18 protein-coding genes and 2 pseudogenes are annotated in these 20,056 nt (G+C 66.7%); 7 read left to right on the top strand and 13 right to left on the bottom strand.

Annotation, left to right across the window (positions count from 1 at the left end):
- Positions 1-89: 89 nt before the first annotated feature.
- The gene (locus DFR69_RS15930; protein WP_110038354.1) at positions 90-722 is read right to left on the bottom strand and encodes a TetR/AcrR family transcriptional regulator; all 633 of its coding nucleotides are present in this window, start codon (positions 720-722) and stop codon (positions 90-92) included.
- Positions 723-807: 85 nt separating this feature from the next.
- Positions 808-1,686 (bottom strand): hypothetical protein, encoded by an 879-nt coding sequence (locus tag DFR69_RS15925; protein ID WP_146229292.1) that lies wholly within the window; start codon positions 1,684-1,686, stop codon positions 808-810.
- A gap of 503 nt (positions 1,687-2,189) precedes the next feature.
- Here DFR69_RS15925 and DFR69_RS15920 point away from each other — a divergent pair.
- The gene (locus DFR69_RS15920; RefSeq protein ID WP_110038352.1) at positions 2,190-2,990 is read left to right on the top strand and encodes a hypothetical protein; all 801 of its coding nucleotides are present in this window, start codon (positions 2,190-2,192) and stop codon (positions 2,988-2,990) included.
- 13 nt (positions 2,991-3,003) lie between these two features.
- Here DFR69_RS15920 and DFR69_RS15915 read toward each other — a convergent pair whose 3' ends face one another.
- Both DFR69_RS15915 and DFR69_RS15910 read right to left on the bottom strand, forming a co-directional pair.
- Positions 3,004-3,243, bottom strand: a complete 240-nt coding sequence (locus DFR69_RS15915; protein WP_146229291.1) for a hypothetical protein — start codon at positions 3,241-3,243, stop codon at positions 3,004-3,006.
- A 107-nt stretch (positions 3,244-3,350) separates the two neighbouring features.
- Entirely contained in the window at positions 3,351-3,857 is a 507-nt protein-coding gene (locus DFR69_RS15910) for an HIT family protein (protein WP_208643984.1), read from the bottom strand.
- Between the two features lie 85 nt (positions 3,858-3,942).
- Here DFR69_RS15910 and DFR69_RS35235 point away from each other — a divergent pair.
- Positions 3,943-4,488, top strand: a pseudogene (locus DFR69_RS35235) (IS5 family transposase); the annotation flags it as partial.
- 523 nt (positions 4,489-5,011) lie between these two features.
- Here the strand turns inward: DFR69_RS35235 and DFR69_RS15900 are convergent.
- Complete coding sequence (locus DFR69_RS15900; RefSeq protein WP_110038350.1) at positions 5,012-6,475, bottom strand: hypothetical protein; 1,464 nt, start codon at positions 6,473-6,475, stop codon at positions 5,012-5,014.
- A complete protein-coding gene (locus DFR69_RS15895; protein WP_110038349.1) occupies positions 6,472-7,089 on the bottom strand; it encodes a TetR/AcrR family transcriptional regulator in 618 nt (205 codons plus the stop codon). The genes DFR69_RS15900 and DFR69_RS15895 overlap by 4 nt, the downstream gene beginning before the upstream one ends.
- 61 nt (positions 7,090-7,150) lie before the next feature.
- On the opposite strand from DFR69_RS15895, the gene DFR69_RS15890 reads away from it, so the two are divergent.
- Positions 7,151-7,765 carry a dihydrofolate reductase family protein gene (locus DFR69_RS15890; RefSeq protein WP_208643982.1) on the top strand — a complete coding sequence of 205 codons (615 nt, stop codon included), beginning with the start codon at positions 7,151-7,153 and terminating at the stop codon, positions 7,763-7,765.
- 260 nt (positions 7,766-8,025) lie between these two features.
- On the opposite strand, the gene DFR69_RS15885 is transcribed toward DFR69_RS15890, so the two are convergent.
- Genes DFR69_RS15885 through DFR69_RS15875 form a run of 3 tightly spaced genes read right to left on the bottom strand, consistent with a single transcriptional unit; the run spans position 8,026 to position 9,681 of the window.
- A complete protein-coding gene (locus tag DFR69_RS15885; RefSeq protein WP_110038348.1) occupies positions 8,026-8,349 on the bottom strand; it encodes a YciI family protein in 324 nt (107 codons plus the stop codon).
- Positions 8,346-8,906 carry a nitroreductase family deazaflavin-dependent oxidoreductase gene (locus DFR69_RS15880; RefSeq protein ID WP_110038347.1) on the bottom strand — a complete coding sequence of 187 codons (561 nt, stop codon included), beginning with the start codon at positions 8,904-8,906 and terminating at the stop codon, positions 8,346-8,348. The genes DFR69_RS15885 and DFR69_RS15880 overlap by 4 nt, the downstream gene beginning before the upstream one ends.
- 10 nt (positions 8,907-8,916) lie before the next feature.
- Entirely contained in the window at positions 8,917-9,681 is a 765-nt protein-coding gene (locus tag DFR69_RS15875) for an SDR family oxidoreductase (RefSeq protein ID WP_110038346.1), read from the bottom strand.
- A gap of 114 nt (positions 9,682-9,795) precedes the next feature.
- Here DFR69_RS15875 and DFR69_RS15870 point away from each other — a divergent pair, with 114 nt between their 5' ends.
- Entirely contained in the window at positions 9,796-12,981 is a 3,186-nt protein-coding gene (locus DFR69_RS15870) for an AfsR/SARP family transcriptional regulator (RefSeq protein ID WP_208643981.1), read from the top strand.
- A 555-nt stretch (positions 12,982-13,536) separates the two neighbouring features.
- Positions 13,537-13,929: a winged helix-turn-helix transcriptional regulator gene (locus DFR69_RS15855; protein ID WP_208643995.1), complete on the top strand. Its 393-nt coding sequence runs from the start codon at positions 13,537-13,539 to the stop codon at positions 13,927-13,929.
- Position 13,930: 1 nt separating this feature from the next.
- Here the strand turns inward: DFR69_RS15855 and DFR69_RS15850 are convergent, their stop codons facing one another.
- Positions 13,931-14,407 carry a MarR family transcriptional regulator gene (locus tag DFR69_RS15850; RefSeq protein ID WP_110038625.1) on the bottom strand — a complete coding sequence of 159 codons (477 nt, stop codon included), beginning with the start codon at positions 14,405-14,407 and terminating at the stop codon, positions 13,931-13,933.
- A gap of 78 nt (positions 14,408-14,485) precedes the next feature.
- Between DFR69_RS15850 and DFR69_RS15845 the strand changes: the two genes are divergently transcribed.
- A complete protein-coding gene (locus DFR69_RS15845; protein ID WP_110038344.1) occupies positions 14,486-15,016 on the top strand; it encodes a DUF1772 domain-containing protein in 531 nt (176 codons plus the stop codon).
- A gap of 140 nt (positions 15,017-15,156) precedes the next feature.
- Here DFR69_RS15845 and DFR69_RS35690 read toward each other — a convergent pair.
- Positions 15,157-15,342: pseudogene (locus tag DFR69_RS35690) on the bottom strand (MerR family transcriptional regulator); the annotation flags it as partial.
- Positions 15,343-15,400: 58 nt separating this feature from the next.
- Between DFR69_RS35690 and DFR69_RS15835 the strand changes: the two are divergent.
- A complete protein-coding gene (locus DFR69_RS15835) occupies positions 15,401-16,201 on the top strand; it encodes an alpha/beta fold hydrolase (RefSeq protein WP_110038342.1) in 801 nt (266 codons plus the stop codon).
- A 242-nt stretch (positions 16,202-16,443) separates the two neighbouring features.
- Here the strand turns inward: DFR69_RS15835 and DFR69_RS15830 are convergent, their stop codons facing one another.
- Positions 16,444-18,624, bottom strand: a complete 2,181-nt coding sequence (locus tag DFR69_RS15830; protein ID WP_110038341.1) for a 3-hydroxyacyl-CoA dehydrogenase NAD-binding domain-containing protein — start codon at positions 18,622-18,624, stop codon at positions 16,444-16,446.
- Between the two features lie 29 nt (positions 18,625-18,653).
- Positions 18,654-19,865, bottom strand: coding sequence for an acetyl-CoA C-acetyltransferase (locus DFR69_RS15825; protein WP_110038340.1), 1,212 nt, complete (start codon positions 19,863-19,865; stop codon positions 18,654-18,656).
- Between the last annotated feature and the right edge of the window lie 191 nt (positions 19,866-20,056).

The raw sequence follows: 20,056 nt of genomic DNA, 5'->3' as shown, positions 1-20,056 counted from the left end.
CCCGCCACAGCGCCGTTCACGCCCCCGCCGAAGGGGGGCGGGGAGGTGAACGGTGCTGCCGGCGGGAGACGGCCGAGGGGCCACCGGGGTCAGTTCGGCAGTGAACCGGGGCTGCCGTGTCGGGCGAGTGTGTCCTGAACGCAGCGGGAAAGGAACGCGTCGTCGATGGGCTTGTCGCCGACCAGGAGCCGGAAATACAGCGGCGCGGACAGCGTTTCGAGTACTTCGCGCGGGTCGGTGCCCTCGGGCAGCTCACCTCGGTCGATCGCTTTGATGACCACCTGCGAGCTCTTCTCGAAGCGTTCGTCCCAGAAACGACGGCGTGCGGTGTCGACCTCGGGGTCAGCCGACAGCGCGATCGCCGTACCCACCAGCCGGACGGTGCCGGGCCGCTGGAGAAGATGAGCGACCTGCTCGGCGAGCGTGCGTAAATCCGTGTGCAGAGCACCGGTGTCGGGCACCGGGTTGCCCGAGGCGGCGAGCTCTGTGACGGCTTCGGCGATCAGCGCGGTCCGGGTTCCCCACCGCCGGTAGATGGTGGTTTCGGCGACCCCGGCGCGGGCAGCGATATCGCCGATGGTCAGACCTTCGATTCCGTGCTCGATCACCTGGTCGAGAGTGGCGGTCAACACCGCTTGGCGCACACGTGCTGAACGACCCCCGGTCCGCTTGCGCGGAACCGGGGGTGAGGCGCTGTCCTCGGCGTTCTCGCGTTGAACCATGGTCCAATTTCTACCCGACCAGATCCGGGAGCGCCGAATTCCGCCCCAGCCGTGCTCACGGCACCGGGGGGACGATGGCCGGGCGTCAGCGCAGGTAGGCCGAGATCCAGTTGCCGAATTCGCAGGCCAGGTGCCAGCGGTGTTCGGCGATGTAGAGCTCGGGCAGCGCGGCGGGGAAGGCGACCTTGAGCTGGCTGCGGAAGCCGCCGCCGGGTTCGTCGCGGAACTGGTGGCAGACACCGCCGATGACGAACCCGTCCGCGAGCGATGCCACCCCGGACACGGCCAGCGGAAACGCGGGGTCGGCGGGAACCATGAGCCTGGACGTGTCGGTGTAGTCGACGAAGAACTGGCTGGCCAGCATCGCGCCGCCGGTGACCTCGACGACCTCCTGGCGGCCGTCGGGCAGCGTGGCGATGATGTAGTGGTCCGGGCACGCGTCGGTCCACACCGCTCGATCGTCGATCCTGCGTGCTCGATCGAACCAGTCCAGGAAACCCTGGGCTGTCCCCCGGTCACTGGCGATCTCGGTGATCGAGTACTGCCAGCGCCCGCCCGAGGCGGCGACACCGGTACGGGCCGCGGCCTCGGAAGCGACGAGTTCACCGGCCAGCAACTCACGCAGCCCCTCCGGGCCGATCAGGACCCGCGCCCGCGCCAGGGACGACCGCGCGGCAGGAATGTCGTCGACGGCGACTTCCAGACGCGCCAGCAGTGAGTCGAGTTCACCGACCAGCACCCCGGCGTAGTCGCGGCGCAATCGAGCCGCCGCCACCGACAAACGCCGACGTTCCCACTCGACGACCCGGCCCTGCTCGACGAGATCTCCCTCGATGAAGGTCCGCAGCCCGGCATCAGCCGAAGGTGCCGCGAAGCTCGGGCCGGTGCCGAGATAGGCCGCGGCCACCGTGGCGGCGGCCGTGGACCCGGCCGCTCGGATCATGAAGTCTCTCCTGGTCAGCATTGACCAATTCCTCTCGGGCACCTTGTTGTTCGCATCGCCGTGACACGGCCGCGAACCGAGAATTAAACGCAAGCGAATCTTGCGTTAGATCAGGATGGGTTATCCACGTCACGTTGTCAATCGACTAGGCATGATTAATGACAGCCGCCCTGGCCTTAACGTCACGTTTCAACCCTCCGGGACACCGTCGCCGATCAACACCGCGACGCGCGCTCGTGAGCGAATTCCCTACTTGCACATGATCTCCCGAGGCGTCACGCGCCGTAGGCGACCCGATGGGCGACGAACGTGGCACACCGACGTCCCGGTGGCGTGGCACACATGCCCAGCCGAGGACACACACCCGGCGTCAGCGCTCGCCAGGCGCCGACGAGGGCAAGACTCCGGCCACACATCTGGCGTCGGGCTTGCGTTCGCGGGCGCCGAGGCGCATCCTTAAAGCAAGAATTAGTTGCGTTTGATCGCGAGGCGGCGAACGCATCCACGTCAGGGAGGCGAGGCGAATGCCCGCGAGCGAACCGATCGATGTTCAGGTCACGATCAACGGGCGTGAGATCTCGCGTGAGCAGGTACTCGCCTGGGAGTCTCGCCGCGCCGATGCCGTGCTGGCCAAGTACCGCGCACGCTTGGGCGCCCGGGGAGTGAGCGAGATCCTGCCCGAGGCCACCCTCGTCCAACTGCGCGGCGGCGCATTGCCTCAACGCCGATCAGCACTGGCCACGTTGCGAACCGAACTCGGGCACGCCGGGATCTACGGGATGCTCAAACGCGAATTGGCCATCTCGGAGCGGATCACCCGCATCGGTGTCGCCATGAGCCGCGGTCGGGTCAAATACGCCGCCACCCACGTGCGCGCCCCAGGCCTGTCAGCCGAGCGTTTCGCCGAATGGTTCGACAACCTCGTCGCGATCAACGACGAGAACGCGATGGACGCGGCGTGCCCCGATCACTACTTGCTGCGCGGCCTGCCCGACGGCCGCCAGGAGGTCGTCGAAACGACCGGTGGGTCCCCGGCAGCCTCGCGCTTTCTCGTCGACTATCAGCGCACCGAAGACATCGCCATCGCCCCCGACCCCGCCTACCCCGTACAGGTCGCCGGAACCGCCCTCCTCGATGACGGACTTGCCATCGGCGGTGTCCGCCACCAGTTCCGCGACAACGACGGAACACTGGAAGCACTTCTGACCGTGCAATTTCCGGCGTCGGTACCCTCGCGCAACATCCACCAGCACCAATGGCACCTGGCGTGCGAGTTCAGCAACTGGATGATCGCCTCGGCGCCCTACGCCTCCATCACGCTATGACGCTCGTCGGGCATCACGAGCCCGGCGACCTCACCCGCGGCGAACTGCCAGTTGCCGGCACCGTGCTCGGCATCGCGAACCCGAACAGCACGGCGAACGGAGCGACACACACCAGGCCGATGACGTTTCCGAGCTTGCCGCCGGTTTGATCTGTGCGGGTGAGTAATTCGCTGGCCAGCGCCATTGTCACCACGGTGAGCACCGCCGCGAACGGGACTGCTGCATGAAAAGGTGACCGGATGACCTGCCCCACCGGTTGGGTTCTAACTCGGGTTGCTAAGAGCGTGTCTCACGTCGTAGCTCTTCCGGGCCTTCGCGAGTTTCCTGTAGCTGGTCAGTGCCGCGGCACAACTGCGGCCTTCACGAACCGAGTTCGGCCCGCAACTGTGCGGCCAGCTCCGCAGCTTGCGCAGGCGACCACGGGATGACGCCGTTCTCCGCCATCAACGCATGGAACTGCTGACTTTCATACGGAGTGCCCGGAGGCAGGGGCGAAACATGCCAGTGAAGGTGAGCATTGCCCTGTTGACTACCTAGCGACAGCAGATAGGTTCGCTCCGACGGCACAACGGCTTCGACAGCGCGAGCAACCCTGTAAACGACCGCTTGCAACCGCAGATACCCATCCTGCTCGAAGTCTCGCACCACATGCTCGAGGTGCGGTTTCGGCGCGACCAGAACATGCCCATACATCGTTGGATACCTGCCGAGGAACGCGATGTGCGCTCCGTCGTCGAGCAGGACCTCATGTTCGGACCCCGGCGACCCGGCGACCAGGTCACAGATGAAGCAGGACCCCGATCGCACCCGTTCTTCGTACTCCGCCAGATCGAACGGCACTCGTTTCCCGTGCACGTGATTGATCACTCCCCTCCCGGTCAAGAGCGTGTCTCGTATCGTCGGAACTTATTTGATGTGAGTCGTAAGCGTCTGTGCTGCATTATGTCTGGTCGTGGTCGATGTTCTGTCGCGGCGTTTGGTGCCGGATGGGTTGTGGGTGCTGGTCGAGCCGTTGTTGCCGAGGTTCGAGGCCCGTGCTCAGGGCGGCGGGACCGCGCCGGTCGATGAGCGTGCGGTGTTCACCGCAGTGGTGTTCGTGTTGACCAGCGGTTGCGCGTGGCGGATGCTGCCGCCCTCGTTCGGGTGACCTTCCCGACGGCGCATCGCCGGTTCACTGCCTGGACCGAAGCGGGTCTGTGGCGGCGACTACACCGGGTGGTACTCGACGAGCTGGGTAGCGAAGGCTTGATCGACTGGTCGCGGGCGGTGGTGGACGCGGCATCGATGCGAGCGAAAAAAGGGGGGCGCCATGACCGGCCCGAGTCCGGTCGATCGCGGCAAATCCGGCTCGGAACTGCACGTGCTGACCGATCGAGCCGGAATCCCTCTGGCTGTGGCGATTTCGGCGGCCAACACCAACGACGCCGAAGCGCTGCGGCCGCTGGCGCGAGCGCTCCCGGCGGTGCGGTCGCGACGAGGTCCGCGCCGTCGTCGACCGGTTCCTGGGCTTCCCAACCCTCGCCGCAGCTCTCACCGGCTACAAGAAACTCGCCAAGGCCAAACCCGCGACGTGAGACACGGTCTAAGTTCCTCCACCGACAAGCCGACCGGAGGAAGTCCCATGGTCGCGCCGTTCCCATCTCCGATGCGCTCGTGGGCACATCGGAGATGGGAACACGATAGGATTAACACCGGTGAACCGGGATCGCCAGATCGTATAGGAATCCGCGATGACCAGGTGTTTTCCGGTTGCCCGTGTTTTGCGTGTCCCGCCGGGGGCGCGAACCTGCGACCGCCCCTCGCGACAGGGATCGCCTCGTTCGCCGGTATCCGCCCGGCAGATCCACAGCCTCAACACTTCGCGATGCACCCCGAGTTGCGCTTGCCGGTTGCGGATCATCGGGTCCGACTTTCACTACCGCCGACCGCGCGCACCTTCGACCCGCTGTGGATGGGAGCAGGTCAGACAGCGCGAGGGTGCACGCTGGGTATCGGCGCGGCCCCCGGTGGGCCACCAGTGGTCAATGGGATATGACGGCGACCGCGTAAGCGCCGAGACTGAGGGTGCACGCTTCGACCGATACCTCTCCGTCGACGGTGCTGACTGTGAGTTGGTTGCCTTGCCCGTCGAGATCAGGGGCGTCGACGGTGACCGTGTCGGCTGTCTTGTTGACCACCAAAAGCTTTCGGAGTCCCGAGGCAGAGATGAACGCCTGGGCGTGGACGCGTGGGTCCGGAAAGCCGTGGGCCCCTGTCGTGGTGGTCGCCAGAGCGTCACCGAGATCGAAGTGGTGCAGCAGTAGTGCGAGCGCGTGGTAGCGAGTGTTGGGTGCGCCGGTTTCCCAGTCGATCAGACTGGTGCCGGGAATCATGCCGGGGTAGTCCATGAATTCGGCGATACCGACCAGGTCGATGCCGATCTCGACCAGTTGGGCCCACAAGTAGGTCTGGACCGCGGCGCTCAGTGCCCAGTACGAGTCGGGGATATCGGGCGCGGGGTTCATCAGGTCGGCGGGGTAGGTTCCCAGTTCGTTGATGAAGGTCGCGGTGTCGGGTGCCAAACGCTTGCGGATCGAGTCGATGAAGCGGACCTGGTCGAGGAACGCGTCGGCTTGAGCGAAGAAGATGTCGCGCCAATGCGCGCTCGGGGCATTTCCCTCTCGCCCGAAGGGATTGACGATCTCAGGCTGGGCGTAGAAGTGATAGGAGATCGCGTCGATCGGAACACCGTCGGCGTGGTTGGCCGGATCGAGGAAATGCCAGAAGTATTCCGGCTGATGGTGCACGTGGCTCAGTGACAGCCCGATGAATTTCATGTCCGGGTCCAGCGGGGCCAGCCGTGTGACGATCGCATCGTAGAGCGCGGTGTAGAGCTCGGGTGAGATGCGGTGCCCGATGTCGGGCTCGCACAGTACTTCCCAGTAGGCGAAGCGGTAGCGGTGGCCCGACTCGTGTCGGCGACCGAGCTCGTCGGTGAAGCCACCCGCGATGTACCAGCTCGCGAGCCGGTAGAAATAGTCCGCGACTTCGGCGCAGGTGGGATCGCGCAGCTCACTGCCCTGTTCGTAGTCCCAGTGGTGCTCGTCGAGATCCTCGGAGACGTCCACGGGCTCGGCGGTGACGAACATCCACGTCGGAATGGTGGCGAAGTTCGCCACGATCGGCCGGCCCTCCGCCGCTGCGACGAAGTCCTCGACGAAGGGATCGAGAAGTTCGAAGTTCCAGGATGTTCGGGTGTCGGTCGGCGGGGTGAGCTCGGGCACCGCGACCCGCGGATGGCTGAACCAGGGCAGGAACCGAGCGAGGTCCACGCGCAATGCACGCAGGGCTTCGAATGCTCGGTCGTGAATCGGCGATTCGCGCCGCAGTGGGGGTGCTGTCCACAGGTGGGTGGTGAGCGTGGTGCGTGAGGTGACGGTCGTCTGCTCCCAGTCCACCCGCACGGTGGCGGGAGGTGCCGCGATGGTGGCAGGGGTAGCGCTCATGGGGATGTTCCTTCATCTGGTGGCGCGATACCGAGGGCAGGCAGGATGGCCTGGTCGACGATCGCGGCAAGGGTTTCGGCATCGGGCAGAGTCCCGGTGTCGATCTGGTGCTTGATCACCAACGCTTCGCCGATATCGACGACGACAGGGGTGACCAGCCGGGATTCGATATGGCCGCGCTCTGCGTAGTGGTCGATGACGGTGCGGGTGAACCGAGTGCCGTTGGCGTCGAACACTTGGGCGTACAAGGCCTCGACGAGGTCCGGGCGACGCCGCCGCTCGGCGAGGATCGCTGCCACCGCCGGGGCCGATGGTCCGTCGAGCCAGCGGACGAGCTGGTCGAGGGCCCGCAGCAGATCCGACCGCAAGCCACCACCGTCGAGGGCGACCGTTTCCACGGGATGGGAACGCGCGAGCGCGTCGAGCAGAAGTTCCTCGACCGAAGACCAATGGCGATAGATCGATGTCTTCGCTACACCAGCCCGCCGCGAGACTCCCTCGATCGACAGCCGTCCCAGTCCGGTTTCTGCGACTTCACCGAGGACCGCCCTGCGGCATGCGTCGAGTACGTCATCGAGAGAACGGCGTCCGCGTTTCTCGTCAGTTCGAGCCATATCGCGAATATAAGCTACGGACATGTAGCTACGCAAGCGTATCTATTGTACGGTCGTCGGCATGAGTATCGGAAAGGTAACTGCAAATCTGGCAATCTCACTCGACGGCTTCACTGCCGGCCCCGGGCAGGACGCAGACCACCCGTTCGGGGTCGGCGCGGATGCTCTGACCGCGTGGATCTTCGAGACCGAGCGGCTGGGCCGCGAGAAGGACCGGGCGCTGCTGCGGGATCTACACGCCCGAACCGGCGCACATATCATGGGCCGCAACATGTTCGGACCGGGCAGGGGTGAGTGGGACCTGGACTGGACCGGCTGGTGGGGCCCAGAACCGCCATACCATGCACCGGTTTTCGTCTTGACCCATTACCACCGTGCCTCGTTGACGATGCTGGGCGGCACCACCTTCACTTTTGTCGACGACGGCATCGATTCCGCGCTCGAGCAGGCCAGGGCGGCTGCGGATGGCAAGGATGTCGAGATCGCGGGTGGCGCTGCGACCGTCCGGCAGTATCTCGTTGCCGGGCTACTCGACGAACTTGTTCTGCATCTCGTACCCGTTGTGCTCGGGGCCGGCGAGCGGCTCCTGGACGGTGTGGCAGGCCTCGAACTCGAACCGGTCGAGGTCATCGAATCACCGACCGTGACGCACCTGCGCTATCGCTTTCGCCACTGAACGACTTCCATCGCCGCTCGGCCGGCAGGCTCCGATTCCCTGGGGGCGCAAAGAATCTCCGTGATGCACCGCTCCGGGCCCCGCGCTTCGGCCATGACGATCACCGACGTTCGGCAACGGCGTGGCGAGCTGATATGGCGAAGACCTCCGAGTGACGTGCGAGCCTGTCCAGGAACGCACTCGAGTCTCGGAGGTCTTCGCGCCAGACCGTAGGACCTCACGAAGTCGAGTCGGCTACGTCGAGTCCGGTGGCGTGGAGGTCAGAATTCGACTACCTGTCGTACTTCCACGCGGCCGTACCGTGCGGTGGGGATGCGCTGCGCCCATGAAACGGCCGTGTCCTCATCGGGGACATCGAGGACGTAGAACCCTGCCGCGACTACGCCGGAAACCCCCTTGTCGACGGTGGCGTCACCGTCGCGCACTTCGATCACCTTGGCGTCGGCACCAGGATGGAACCCGGCCTCGTGGACGAAGATCCCGGCTTCCTTGACCTGGTTGTCGAACTCGATCCATTCCTGGACCTCGTCTTCGGTCTGCTGGGAGTTGGCGGGGTCGTGGGCGTAGATCAGCGTGTACTTCATCGGTGTGCGGTTCCTTTCGATCGTTCTCGATCTTGTAGACGGGGCGGGATCACCGAACTCATCGGCGGCTCGCGGTCGAGGCGTCGGTTGTCACGGGCAAGCTGTGCAGCTCGCACCCGTTCCAGTACGACGACCGGGATCGTGCGTCTGCTGCGTGCCGCGTAGGTGTGATACACGGGCGCCATCTCGGTCATCAGGTCCCAGAGGCGTTGCCGCTCCGTACCTTCGGCGGTGCGGGCCACGGCGGTGAACCGTTCGGCGAGGATCTGCACCTCGACCAACGGCTGCGCTATCAGGTTGAGATACCACTGCGGGTGGGTGTGGGTGATGGCCGAACCCGAGGCGACGAGGATGTAGCGGTCGTTGTCCTCGCCGAAGAACAACCCGGTGCGGTGGAGTCTGCCGGTGCTGCGGCCGCGATGGGTGAGGATCAGGTTCGGTGATCCTCCTTCCAGATAGCCACTGGCTCCGTCGGTCGCCAGGTAACGGCGCACATGCTCGGCCACCGACGGATCGGGACTGTCGCGGACAGCATCGCGGGTGAGATCGTCAGCCATTGCGACGTCCTCAGTGCGTGACCGGAAGGCCCTGGGCGAAGCCACCGTCCACCGCGAGCTCGACATTGGTACTGAAAGTGGCGTCGACGGCAAGGAACAATGCCGCGGTCGCCACCTCCTCCACGGTGCCAGTGCGGCGCAGCGGCGTGGATTCGTGCCCCTGTCGCACGAACTCCTCGCGCTCCTGTTCGCTGAGACCGGGCACACCCATCGTCGGTGTCTCGATGAAACCGGGCGCCACCGAGTTCACCCGGATCTTGCGCGGCAAGAATTCGGCGGCGAGCACGTGCGCGAAGGCCCGTACCGCTTCCTTGGAGGCGGAGTACGCGCTCAGTCCCGGGAAGATCAGGTCGTTTCCGACCGTGGTGAACACGATGGAGCCACCGTCGACCAGCAGTGGGGACAGTGCCTGCACGGTGAAGAACGCGCCCTTGGTGTTGATGGTGAAATGGCGGTCCCACTCCGCTTCGGTGACTTCGGCGAGTTCGGCGAAGGCGGCGATACCGTGGTTGACGAACAGGTGGTCGATCTGGCCGAGCCGCTCCCGCGCGGTATCGGCGAGCGCCGCGATATCGGCCATGCTCGCGGCGTCGGAGCGCACCACATGCGCGGCCTGTCCGGCGAGTTCGGTGCGTGCGTCCTCCAGCGTTTGCTCGTTCCGGCCGGTGAGGACCACTTCGGCGCCCGCGGCCAGCAGTGCCTTGACGATCGCCAGACCCATGCCGTGTGTGCCGCCGGTGACTAGTGCCTTCTTGCCGGTGAGGTTGCTGCTCATTGCGAATCTCCTGGTTCGTTGCCGTGTGGACACCAACGACTGTGCGGCCTGGTGCTGTCGGTTCGCTGTCGGTCGGCTCTCGGTCCGCGTGCGGGTGTCCATTACGCTGGTCCGGTGCGTTTCGGGGTTCTTGGTCCGCTGACCGTGTGGGCCGCGGACGGCACGGTGGTGCCGGTTCCGGAGAAGAAGGTCCGTACGCTGCTGGCGATCCTGCTGCTCGATCCAGGGAGGGTGGTCTCGGCCGACCGGCTGATCGACGGGATCTGGGGCACGCAGGTTCCGGCCCACCCGGACGGTGCGCTGCAGACCCTGGTCTCGCGGCTACGCCGGGCGCTGGGTGCGGTGGGATCCGACATGGTGGTCCACCGTGCGACGGGTTACCTGCTCGATATCGCGGTCGATGCGGTGGATTCGGGAAGTTTCCTAACTGCGGTCGAAGCGGCGCGCCGAGCTGATGACCCACGGCAGCGGGTTGCCGGATTCGCCGACGCCCTGGCGCAGTGGCGTGGCGAGGCCTTCGCCGATATCGCCGATGAACCGCTGGCGCTTCCCACGGTGACGCGGCTGAACGACCAGCACCTGCTCGTCCAGGAGGAGATGGCCGAGACTCGGCTACTGCTGGGCGAATACGGTGCACTCGCGGCCGCGCTGCCTGGCCTCGTCGAGCAGCACCCCTTGCGGGAACGGTTGCGCGCGACCCAGATGCGGGCATTGCACGGGGCCGGACGCGTCGCCGAGGCCCTCGCCGTCTTCCGCGACGTGCGTCACCGCCTCGATACCGAACTCGGCCTCGAGCCGGGTCCCGCGCTCGCCGAACTCCACGAGCAGATCCTGCGCGCCGACCCTGCGGCGCTGCCTGCCGCACGTACTCCAGCCGAGGCCGCCCCGCGGACGAATCTGCCCGCGCCGACCACGGACCTCATCGGTCGCCGATCGGATCTGGCGCACGTGCGCGCGTTGCTGAGCACCGAACGGCTGGTGACGTTGACCGGGCCCGGCGGTGTCGGCAAGACTCGGCTCGCACTCGCTGCGGCGGCCGAGACCTCACGCGGGAACACCCACGGCATCTGGCTGGTGGAACTCGGCGGCCATACTGTGGCGAATGAGGAGGTCGACGGACTCGCGGACATCGTGGCGGCGGCACTCGGGCTTCGCGACGATGCGCCGACTCCCTACCGGCCCGCGGCGTCGTCGCGAGACCGGATGGTACGGGCGTTACGCGATCGCGAGCTGCTGATCGTGCTGGACAACTGCGAGCATGTGATCGGTGCCGTGGCCGCGCTGGTGCGACTGCTGCTGGACCGGGCACCCTCGGTGCGCGTGCTGGCCACCAGCCGTGAGCCACTCGGCATCGCCGGCGAAAGCCTCTGGCAGGTGCCGCCGCTCGCTGTGCCCGCGGCAGACGCCCCGCTCGAGGCGGTGCTGCGATCGGACGCGGTTCGGCTCTTCGCCGAGCGGGCAGCCGCGACGGCGCCGGGCTTCGTCCTCGACGCCGGCAACGCCGCCGCCGTGGCGACCGTGTGCCGCCGGATGGACGGGCTTCCGCTCGCCCTGGAACTGGCCTCGACCCGGGTCCGGGTGCTCGGACCAGCGCGCCTCGCCGAACGGCTCGACGACCGATTCGGCCTCCTCACCGGTGGCCGCCGCGACGCGCCCGCGCGCCAACAGACCCTGCGCGCGATGATCGACTGGAGCTGGGAGTTGCTGACCGCGGCCGAGCAGGCGGTACTGCGGCGACTGGCCATCCACGCCGACGGATGCACACTCGACGCCGCCGAACAGCTGTGCGCCGGTGCCGGGGTGAGCTCCGGAGAGGTACTCGATCTGCTCGCGCGGCTGGTGGATCGGTCGCTGGTCGCGGTAACCCATGACGGTGAACCCCGCTATCGCCTGCTCGAATCGGTCGGCGCCTACGGGATAGAACAACTGCGCCGATATCCAGCAGCGCAGCCTTATCAGACCGAATACGAGCGGCTGAGGTATGCGCACGCGGCCCATTACACCGACTTCGCCGAGCAGGCCGCCGCCCACCTGCGCGGGCCACGACAGCGGCACTGGCTGGACCGGCTGGACGCCGAATCCGCCAATCTGCGCCGCGCGCTCGACACCGCCATCGACTCGGGCGATGCCACGCTAGCGCAGCGGCTGGCGTTGGCGCTGACCTGGTACTGGTTCCTGCGCGGGCGGCTGGGCGAAGCCCGGCGGTCGATCACCCGTGCACTCGCGGTCCCCGAGCCGACTGCGGCGCCCGATTCGCCGCGCGCACGGTTGGCAGTCTGGCGAGCCGCGATGGGGTTACTGGCCGGGGAGGGCGCCGGCACGGCCGTGGAGGCGGGAACTGCGGTGCGGTTGTTCGACGAGCTGGCGCCGGATGAACGAGCCGGGCCGGGTTGGTTTCTCGGGTACGCCGTCACGATGTTCGGTGTCATGGACGACGCCGTGCAGATCATCGATCGGGTACTCCACGAAATCCCCGCCGGTGACGACAACTGGACCACGGCGGCGGCCCGCACCGTCCGTGCGATCCAACGTTGTTCGCGTGGTGAACTCGATGCGGCCCGTGCCGACGCCGAGCACGCCCTGACATTGTTCGGCGACGAGTACTGGGGCCGGTTACAGGCCACCGCGGTGCTGGGCCGGTTGCACGAGATACGGGGCGAGTACGGCGAAGCCGAGGCCCGCTATCGTGCCGGTGTCAAGATCGCCGAGGAGTTGCGGTTATGGGCCGAGGCTGCGGAGCACTGGTCGCAGCTGGGCCGAATCGCCCTGCTACGCCAGGATTTCGACTGCGCCGACGAACTACATGAACGGGCCCGCCGCCTGGCCGCGACGCACAGCGACCGGCCGGCGCTGGAAACCGCAGAGGTAGGGCTGGCGATGAGTGCGCGCCGCCGCGGCGACCTCGATACCGCCGAGGAACTGCTGCGCCCCTGGCTGGACTGGAATCTCGGCTTCGACGCGGCCAACGGCGCCGCCCTCATCCTGGCCGAACTGGGTTTCATCGCCGAACTGCGCGGCGACGCCGGTGCCGCACTCGCCCTGCACGAGCGGGGCCGGGCAGCCGCCGAACGCACCGGCGATCCGCGTGCGATCGCCCTGGCGCTGGAAGGCCTCGCCGGCGCCCACGCTGCGGCAGGTTCCCCCGAACTGTCGGCCCGGCTCCTCGACACCGCCACGCGTATGCGCGCGTCGGTCGGCGCCGCCCTGCCTCCCGGTGAACGCGGCGACGTCGATCGCATTGCGGGGCGCCTGCGTTCGATGCCGGACGGTCCCGTCCGAGACGGTGGCGGCACGTACTAGTCCGAGCTCCGGCCGAACGCTCAGGGCCGCGTCACGAGCTATGAGAGGGGCCGGAGTCGGTGCTGATACCGGACACGGCGCCGTGCAGCAGTACCACCTGCGGCTGGTCGGTCGGCTGACCGTGTACCGCGTAGTACATGTGCAGGCCGTTGACACCGGCAGTGCGACCGGGGACGGGCTGCTCAGGTGCGGCAGCGTCGCCACTCCCACAGACGGTGAGGACGGCAGCGGCGGTCGCAAGGGCGATCAGAGTGGTTCGAACATGTCGGTTGCCTTCGATAGGTCGTCGACCGGTGCCTCGTGCTCCAGTCGATCTTGTAGTCGGCGCGGCATGACGACTCATCGCACCCGGGAAATTCGGGCTGTGCCCGACCGGGCACAGCCCCGCTAGGCCACAGGTTGCCAGATCCGGCTGCGCAGGTCCCGTCCGCGGATGACCTGGATACGCCACGGCTCCAGCCGCATGATGTGCAGTTGCGGATCGTCGGGCGCATTCCAGAATTGGCCGAGGTGATAGCCGGCTCCGCGGGGGGAGGCACTTTCGAGACACTCGGTATCTGCGGGGATACCGTCGACTACACGGCCAGACAATGGGACGCTCGACAGGATTGCGACGTGCGGCAGATCCTCGACCGCATCGCCGACAAATGGTCGCTGCTGACGATCGCGCTACTGGCCGGCCGGACCCTGCGCTTCACCGAACTGCGCCGCGAGATCGATGGCATCAGCCAGCGCATGCTCGCCCGCACCCTGCGCCATCTCGAACGCGACGGCCTGGTACGCCGCACCGTGTACCCGGTCGTGCCACCCCGCGTCGACTATGCCCTCACCCCACTCGGCGGCAGCTTGCACGAGACTATCCAAGCCCTGGTCACCTGGACCGAAACCCACCAGAACGAGATCGCGGCAGCCCGCAACGACTACGACACCCGAGTCGAGATCGCCTGAGTCAAGCGGAGAAGTCGCGCAATGCGTCGGTCGCGTGAGCCAGGGCGTCCGTCGACGTGGTGACGAAATCGAGGATGACCGCCAGCGCTTCGGCGTCCCGGCCCGCGAGCTGGTCTTGCATCGCCCGCCCGAGTCCGGCGAACAACGGCGAAACCTGTTGTGCGGCCTTGGCGGTGATCTCGACGAGGACCCTCCGGCGATCGTCTGGATCACGCCGACGAGCGACGTACCCGGACCGCTCGAGGCGATCGATCATGGCGGTCACGGCCCCACCGCGGGTGATACCGACGTGCCGCGCGAGCTCGCCCGGAGTCAGCGGGCCTTCCATGCTGAGCAGGTTCAGACAGCTCAGGTCGGTGACGGTGATACCGGCACGCTGCGCGACGGCCGAATGGAACAGCACGGTCCGCGTCGCCTGCACACGCAACGCGAGCTGAAGCGAGTTCAGGGTCTCACTCCGGGACTTCCCTGATGCCATACGCGACATCCCTTCCTAATATCTCTAAAACAGAGAGACTCTCGAAGAGAGAGTACAGAGGTCGAGGAGATCAGGGCAATGACTGTCAAACGCGCCGTCCCGCTGTGGCTGCTGGTGATATTCGTCGGAATCCAGTTCGGGGCGGGCTGGTACGAGAAGCTCGGCGTGATCCCGCTGTGGGCCGACGCGCCCCCGGACCAGGTACTCGACGCCATGAACGAATCCGGTTTCCATCAGGCCGGCCGTGCGTTCTGGCCGTTCGCCTCTCCGGTCGTCGCGCTGTTGTCGTTGATCAATCTGTATCTGGCGTGGCGCACCCCGGTCGCCTTCCGGCGCTGGTGGCTGGCCTCGGCGGGCATCATGGCCGCCTACTCGTTGTCGTCCTACGGCTATTTCGTCCCCCAGATGCTGATCTTCCAATCCGGAGGCGAGGACTGGACACCTGCTCGGGTGGAGTCGTTCGTCGACACCTGGACCACGCTGAACTATCCACGCATGGTGCTCGGCGGAATCGGCTGGTTGTGCGCGTTGCGGGCGCTTTCACTCTCGGGCGACGTCACGCGAACCGCGTCCACGGTGGTCGAGCCGGATTCCGTGGTGGACAGGTAGCGGGCCAGTATTTCGCGGGTTTCTTGCAGGCAGGTGATGCGGGAATCGAGGGAGTCCAGTTCGGTGCGGAGCAGAGCGAGCATGTCGGGATGGGGTTCGAGGGTGGGGGCGGGGCCGTGCGCGCAGGGCAGGATGTCGCGAATTGCCCGGGTGGGTAGACCGGCGGCCAGCAGAGCGCGGATCTGGCGGACGATATCGGGGGCGGTCGGGGCGTACTCGCGAAAGCCGCCTCCGGTTCGCTGCGCCGTGAGCAGACCCTGCTCCTCGTAGTAACGAAGCAGCCGATGACTCACCCCCGTACGTTGCGCCAGTTCACCGATTCGCATTCCGACTCCGCCGCTCCGAGTTGACTCTCACATCAGTGTGAGATTTTAGCGTGGGTCCATGACAACGCAGAGCACGAGTGAATTCGTGGGATCCGTCTACGGAAGCGGCCCCGGCATCCTGCTCGCCCACGGGGCCAGCAGCGACATCGAGGACAGTTTCGGCCCGATCGTGCCGAGGTTGGCCGAGGCGAACTCCGTCGTGGCGGTGGACTACCCGGGGTCGGGGCGCACGCCGCGCGCGACAACGCCGCTGGCTCTCGACGGGCTGGCCGACGGCCTGGTGAGTGCAGCGCTACAGGCCGGGCAGGAACAGTTCACCGTGGTCGGGTTTTCTACCGGGGCCGCGGTGGCAGTGCGGATCGCGACGCGACACCCTCAACGGGTGACCGGTCTGGTCTTGTCGGCGGGATTCGCTCATCCCAATGCGCGTCTGCGGTTGGTCGTCGCCACGTGGCGCAGACTGGCCGCTTCCGGCGATACCCGGTCGTTGGCGGCGTATCTGACCTTGCTCGGCTGGAGCCCCGGATGGCTCGACACCAGATCCGACGGTGAGATCGGCGCACTGGTCGACACGATCGGGCCTGCACTACCAGCAGGAGCCGACGATCAACTCGATTTGCTGACCCGAGTCGACGTTCGGTCGGAGTTGGCGGATATCAGGGTTCCCACCGTAGTGATTGCAGGCGCGCACGATTTGGTCGTATCAGCTTCGCACGCAATCGAACTCGCGTCCGGCATCCCCAATGCCCTGCTCCTCGAACTGGATTCCGGACACGCACTCGCCAGTGAACGCCCCGCTGAATGGGCAGAGGCCATCAACGTGGCTTCAAGGACGAATCATGAGACTATGTGTCGATAAATCCCGCGGTCACCAGACCGGTATGCGGGCCCCTGTTCCCAGTGCGAAATCAGCTTCGTATACCAGTCGACCTCGGCAGATCCCCGGTCGCCTGTAATCCCTGCCTCGACGTGCCCGCCGTGGGCACGTCGAGGCAGGGAACGCGATAGAGTCGGTACCGACCAACTGGTGTCTGCGTCGGCATTGGCGCCTGGCCGATGGCGCTTCATGATCTCGTACATCGCGGTCCAGCCGTCGCCGCCCTAGCCGGCACCACAGTTTGTGGGACCTTCCCCGGCGGTGGCCTTGGCCCGCAACGACTCCGGCACCTCGAACCGGTCACCGTAGGCGGCGCGCAGCTCGTCGGCCCGCGCGACGAAACCGGCCGAACCACCCTCGTACTGGTTGATGTACTGCACGACGCCGCCGGTCCAGGCCGGGAAGCCGATGCCGAAGATGGACCCGATATTGGCGTCCGGCACGGTCCGCAGCACGCCTTCGTCGAAACAGCGCACGGTGTCGAGGGATTCGGCGAACAGCATCCGCTCCTGCATGTCCACGAACGGGATGCCGTGGTCGTCGCGGGTGTACTTCTCGACCAGTCCGGACCACAGTCCGAGCTTCTTGCCGTCGGCGTCGTAGTCGTAGAAACCGCGGCCCTCGAGCCGACCGGGCCGGTCGAAGTCGTCGACCATGGCGTCCACGAGCGGGTACGCCTTCGACTCGGTCCAGCGCTTGCCCTCGGCGAGCAGGTTCTCGCGCAGGCTGCGCCGGATCTTCTGCGCCAGTTTCATGTTGATCTCGTCGGCCAGCGCCAGCGCGCCGACCGGGTATCCGGCCTGGGTGGCGGCCTGCTCAACCGAGGCCGGATGCACGCCCTCGGCCACCAGCGCGATCGCCTCGTCCATGAACCGGCCGATGACCCGGCTGGTGAAGAAGCCGCGGCTGTCGTTCACCACGATCGGGGTCTTCTTGATCGCGAGGGTGTAGTCGATGGCGCGGGCGATGGCCTCGTCGCTGGTCTGCTCTCCGACGACGATCTCGACCAGCGGCATCTTGTCCACCGGCGAGAAGAAGTGCAGACCGATGAAGTCCCGCTTACGCTGCACGCCGGTGGCGAGGTCACTGATCGGCAGCGTGGAGGTGTTGGAGCCGAGCAGGGCGTCCGGGTTCACCAGTGCCTCGATCTCGCCGAACACCTTCTGCTTCAGGCCGGGATCCTCGAAGACGGCCTCGACGACGAAGTCGCAGCCGGCGGCGTCGGCCGGATCGGCGGTCGGGTGGATGCGGCCCAGGATCTCGTCGCGCTTGTCCTGGGTGATCGCGCCCTTGGCCAGTGCTTTGTCGAGCAGCTTGCGCGAGTAGTCCTTACCGCGCTCGGCGGCCTCGATGCTGACGTCTTTCAAGACGACCCGCATGCCTGCGCGGGCCTGCACATAGGCGATGCCGGCGCCCATCATGCCCGCGCCGAGCACGAGCACCTTCTTCGGCGTTCGCACTGGGAAGCCGTCGGGGCGGCTGCCGCCCTTGTTGATCGTGCCCAGGTCGAAGAACAGGGACTTGATCATGTTGGTCGAGACCTGGCCGCAGATCAGGTGGGTGCAGTAGCGGGTCTCGATCGCGAACGCGGTGTCGATGTCGACCTGCGCGCCCTCCACGGCCGTGGCCAGCACCGCGATCGGTGCGGGCATCGGCGCGCCCTTGAGCTGCTTGCGGACGTTGGCGGGGAACGCGGGCAGGTTGGCCGCCAGCGCCGGACTCGACGGGGTGCCGCCGGGGATCTTGTAGCCCTTCACATCCCACGGCTGCGCCGCTTCGGGATTGGCCGCGATCCAGGCGCGGGCCTTGTCGAACATCTCCTCGCGGGTGGCGGCGACCTCACCGATGATGCCGACCTGCAGCGCCTTCGCCGGTTTCATCCGCTGGCCTTGGCCGACGACGTTGAGCACCGCGTTGGTGATGCCGAGCAGTCGCACCGTCCGGGTGACGCCACCCGCGCCGGGCAGCAGCCCGAAGGTGACCTCGGGCAGGCCGAGCAGGCTGCCCTTGGCGTCGAGCGCGATGCGGTGGTGTGCGGCCAGGGCGAGCTCGAAGCCGCCGCCGAGCGCGGTGCCGTTGATCGCGGCAACCACTGGCTTGCCGAGGGTTTCGAGCCGGCGGAACGCTGCCTTGTAGGTGTCGAGGCCGAGCGCGATGTCGGGCGCGGTCTCCGGGGTGGCGTTCATCAGCAGGTTCAGGTCGCCGCCCGCGAAGAACGTGTTTTTTCCGGAGGTGAGGATGACACCGGCGAAGGTGTCCTTCTCGGCTTCGAGCCGGTCGACCGTGGCGGTGAGGTCACGCGCGAACGCCTCGGTCATGGTGTTGGTCGACTGGTTCGGGTCGTCGATGGTGAGCACGAGCACCCGGTCGGCGCCGAGGTCCCAGGCAATCATGTTCTCTGTCATGGTCTTTCCTCTGTATCCGGGTCCGGCGCTCAGACGCGCTCGATGATGGTGGCGATGCCCATGCCGCCGCCGATGCACAGCGTGATCAGCGCGCGCCGCGCTCCCCGGCGCTCGAGCTCGTCGACCATGGTTCCGGTGATCATGGCGCCGGTGGCGCCCAGCGGATGCCCCATGGCGATGGCGCCGCCGTTGACGTTGAGCTTCTCGTCCGGGATGGCCAGCTTCTTCTGGTAGTTGAGCACCACCGAGGCGAAGGCCTCGTTGAGCTCGAACAGGTCGATGTCGTCGACGGCCAGTCCGGCCAGGGCCAGCACCTTCTCGGTCGCCGGGACCGGGCCGGTGAGCATGATCGTCGAATCACTGCCGCTCACCGCGGACGCGACGACACGGGCACGCGGTGTGAGACCTGCTGCGGTACCGGCGGATTCGCTGCCGATGAGCACCAGCGCCGAGCCGTCGACGATGCCGGAGGAGTTGCCCGCGTGGTGGACGTGGTCGATCTTCTCGACCTGGTGGTAGCGCTGCAGCGCGACCGCGTCGAACCCGCCCATCTCCCCCATCGCCGCGAACGACGGGGTCAGCCCGGCCAGGCTCTCGACCGTGGTGTCCGGACGCATGAACTCGTCGTGATCGAGCAGCACGGCGCCGTTGATGTCCTTCACAGGCACAACAGACTTGGCGAAGTAGCCACCGGACCAGGCCGCGGCCGCCTTCTGCTGCGACCGCACCGCGAAGGTGTCGACATCCTCGCGGGTGAAGCCCTCGATGGTGGCGATCAGATCCGCGCCGACACCTTGCGGCACGAAGTAGGTGTGATAGTTGGTGACCGGGTCCATCGCCCACGCGCCGCCGTCGGAGCCCAGCGGAATCCGCGACATCGACTCGACGCCACCGGCGATCACCAACTGTTCCCAGCCCGAACGCACCTTCTGCGCCGCGGTGTTGACCGCCTCGAGGCCCGAGCCGCAGAACCGGTTGAGCTGCACACCCGCGACCGTGTCAGGCAGCCCTGCCGCGAGCGCGGCCGTCTTGGCGATGTCGGCGCCCTGATCGCCAACCGGGGAGACCACGCCCAAGACGATGTCATCGATCGCCGCGGGGTCGAGCCCGGGATGGCGAGACTTCAGCTCGTCGATGAGTCCGACCACCAGGTCGAGCGGTTTGACGCCGTGCAGGGCGCCGTTCTTCTTGCCGCGACCGCGCGGAGTGCGGATCGCGTCATAGATGAATGCCTCGGTCATGGTTCCTCGATTGTTCGGCAGGTCAGCGATTGTGAGCGGCTCGGGTCGGCCGTCGACGCAGTCGCAGGGGGTCCAATAGTTGGATATCCAATCATCGGTACCTTGGCAGCCCTGTTGGCGGCTTGTCAACAACTTGTGCACGCTATTGACAGAAATCCAACAACTACTTCACTCTGATGCCCAACGGCCGG

This window comes from Nocardia neocaledoniensis (assembly GCF_003182135.1).
GTDB classification, from domain to species: Bacteria; Actinomycetota; Actinomycetes; order Mycobacteriales; family Mycobacteriaceae; genus Nocardia; species Nocardia neocaledoniensis.
This window is presented reverse-complemented; position numbering and strand designations above follow the sequence as displayed.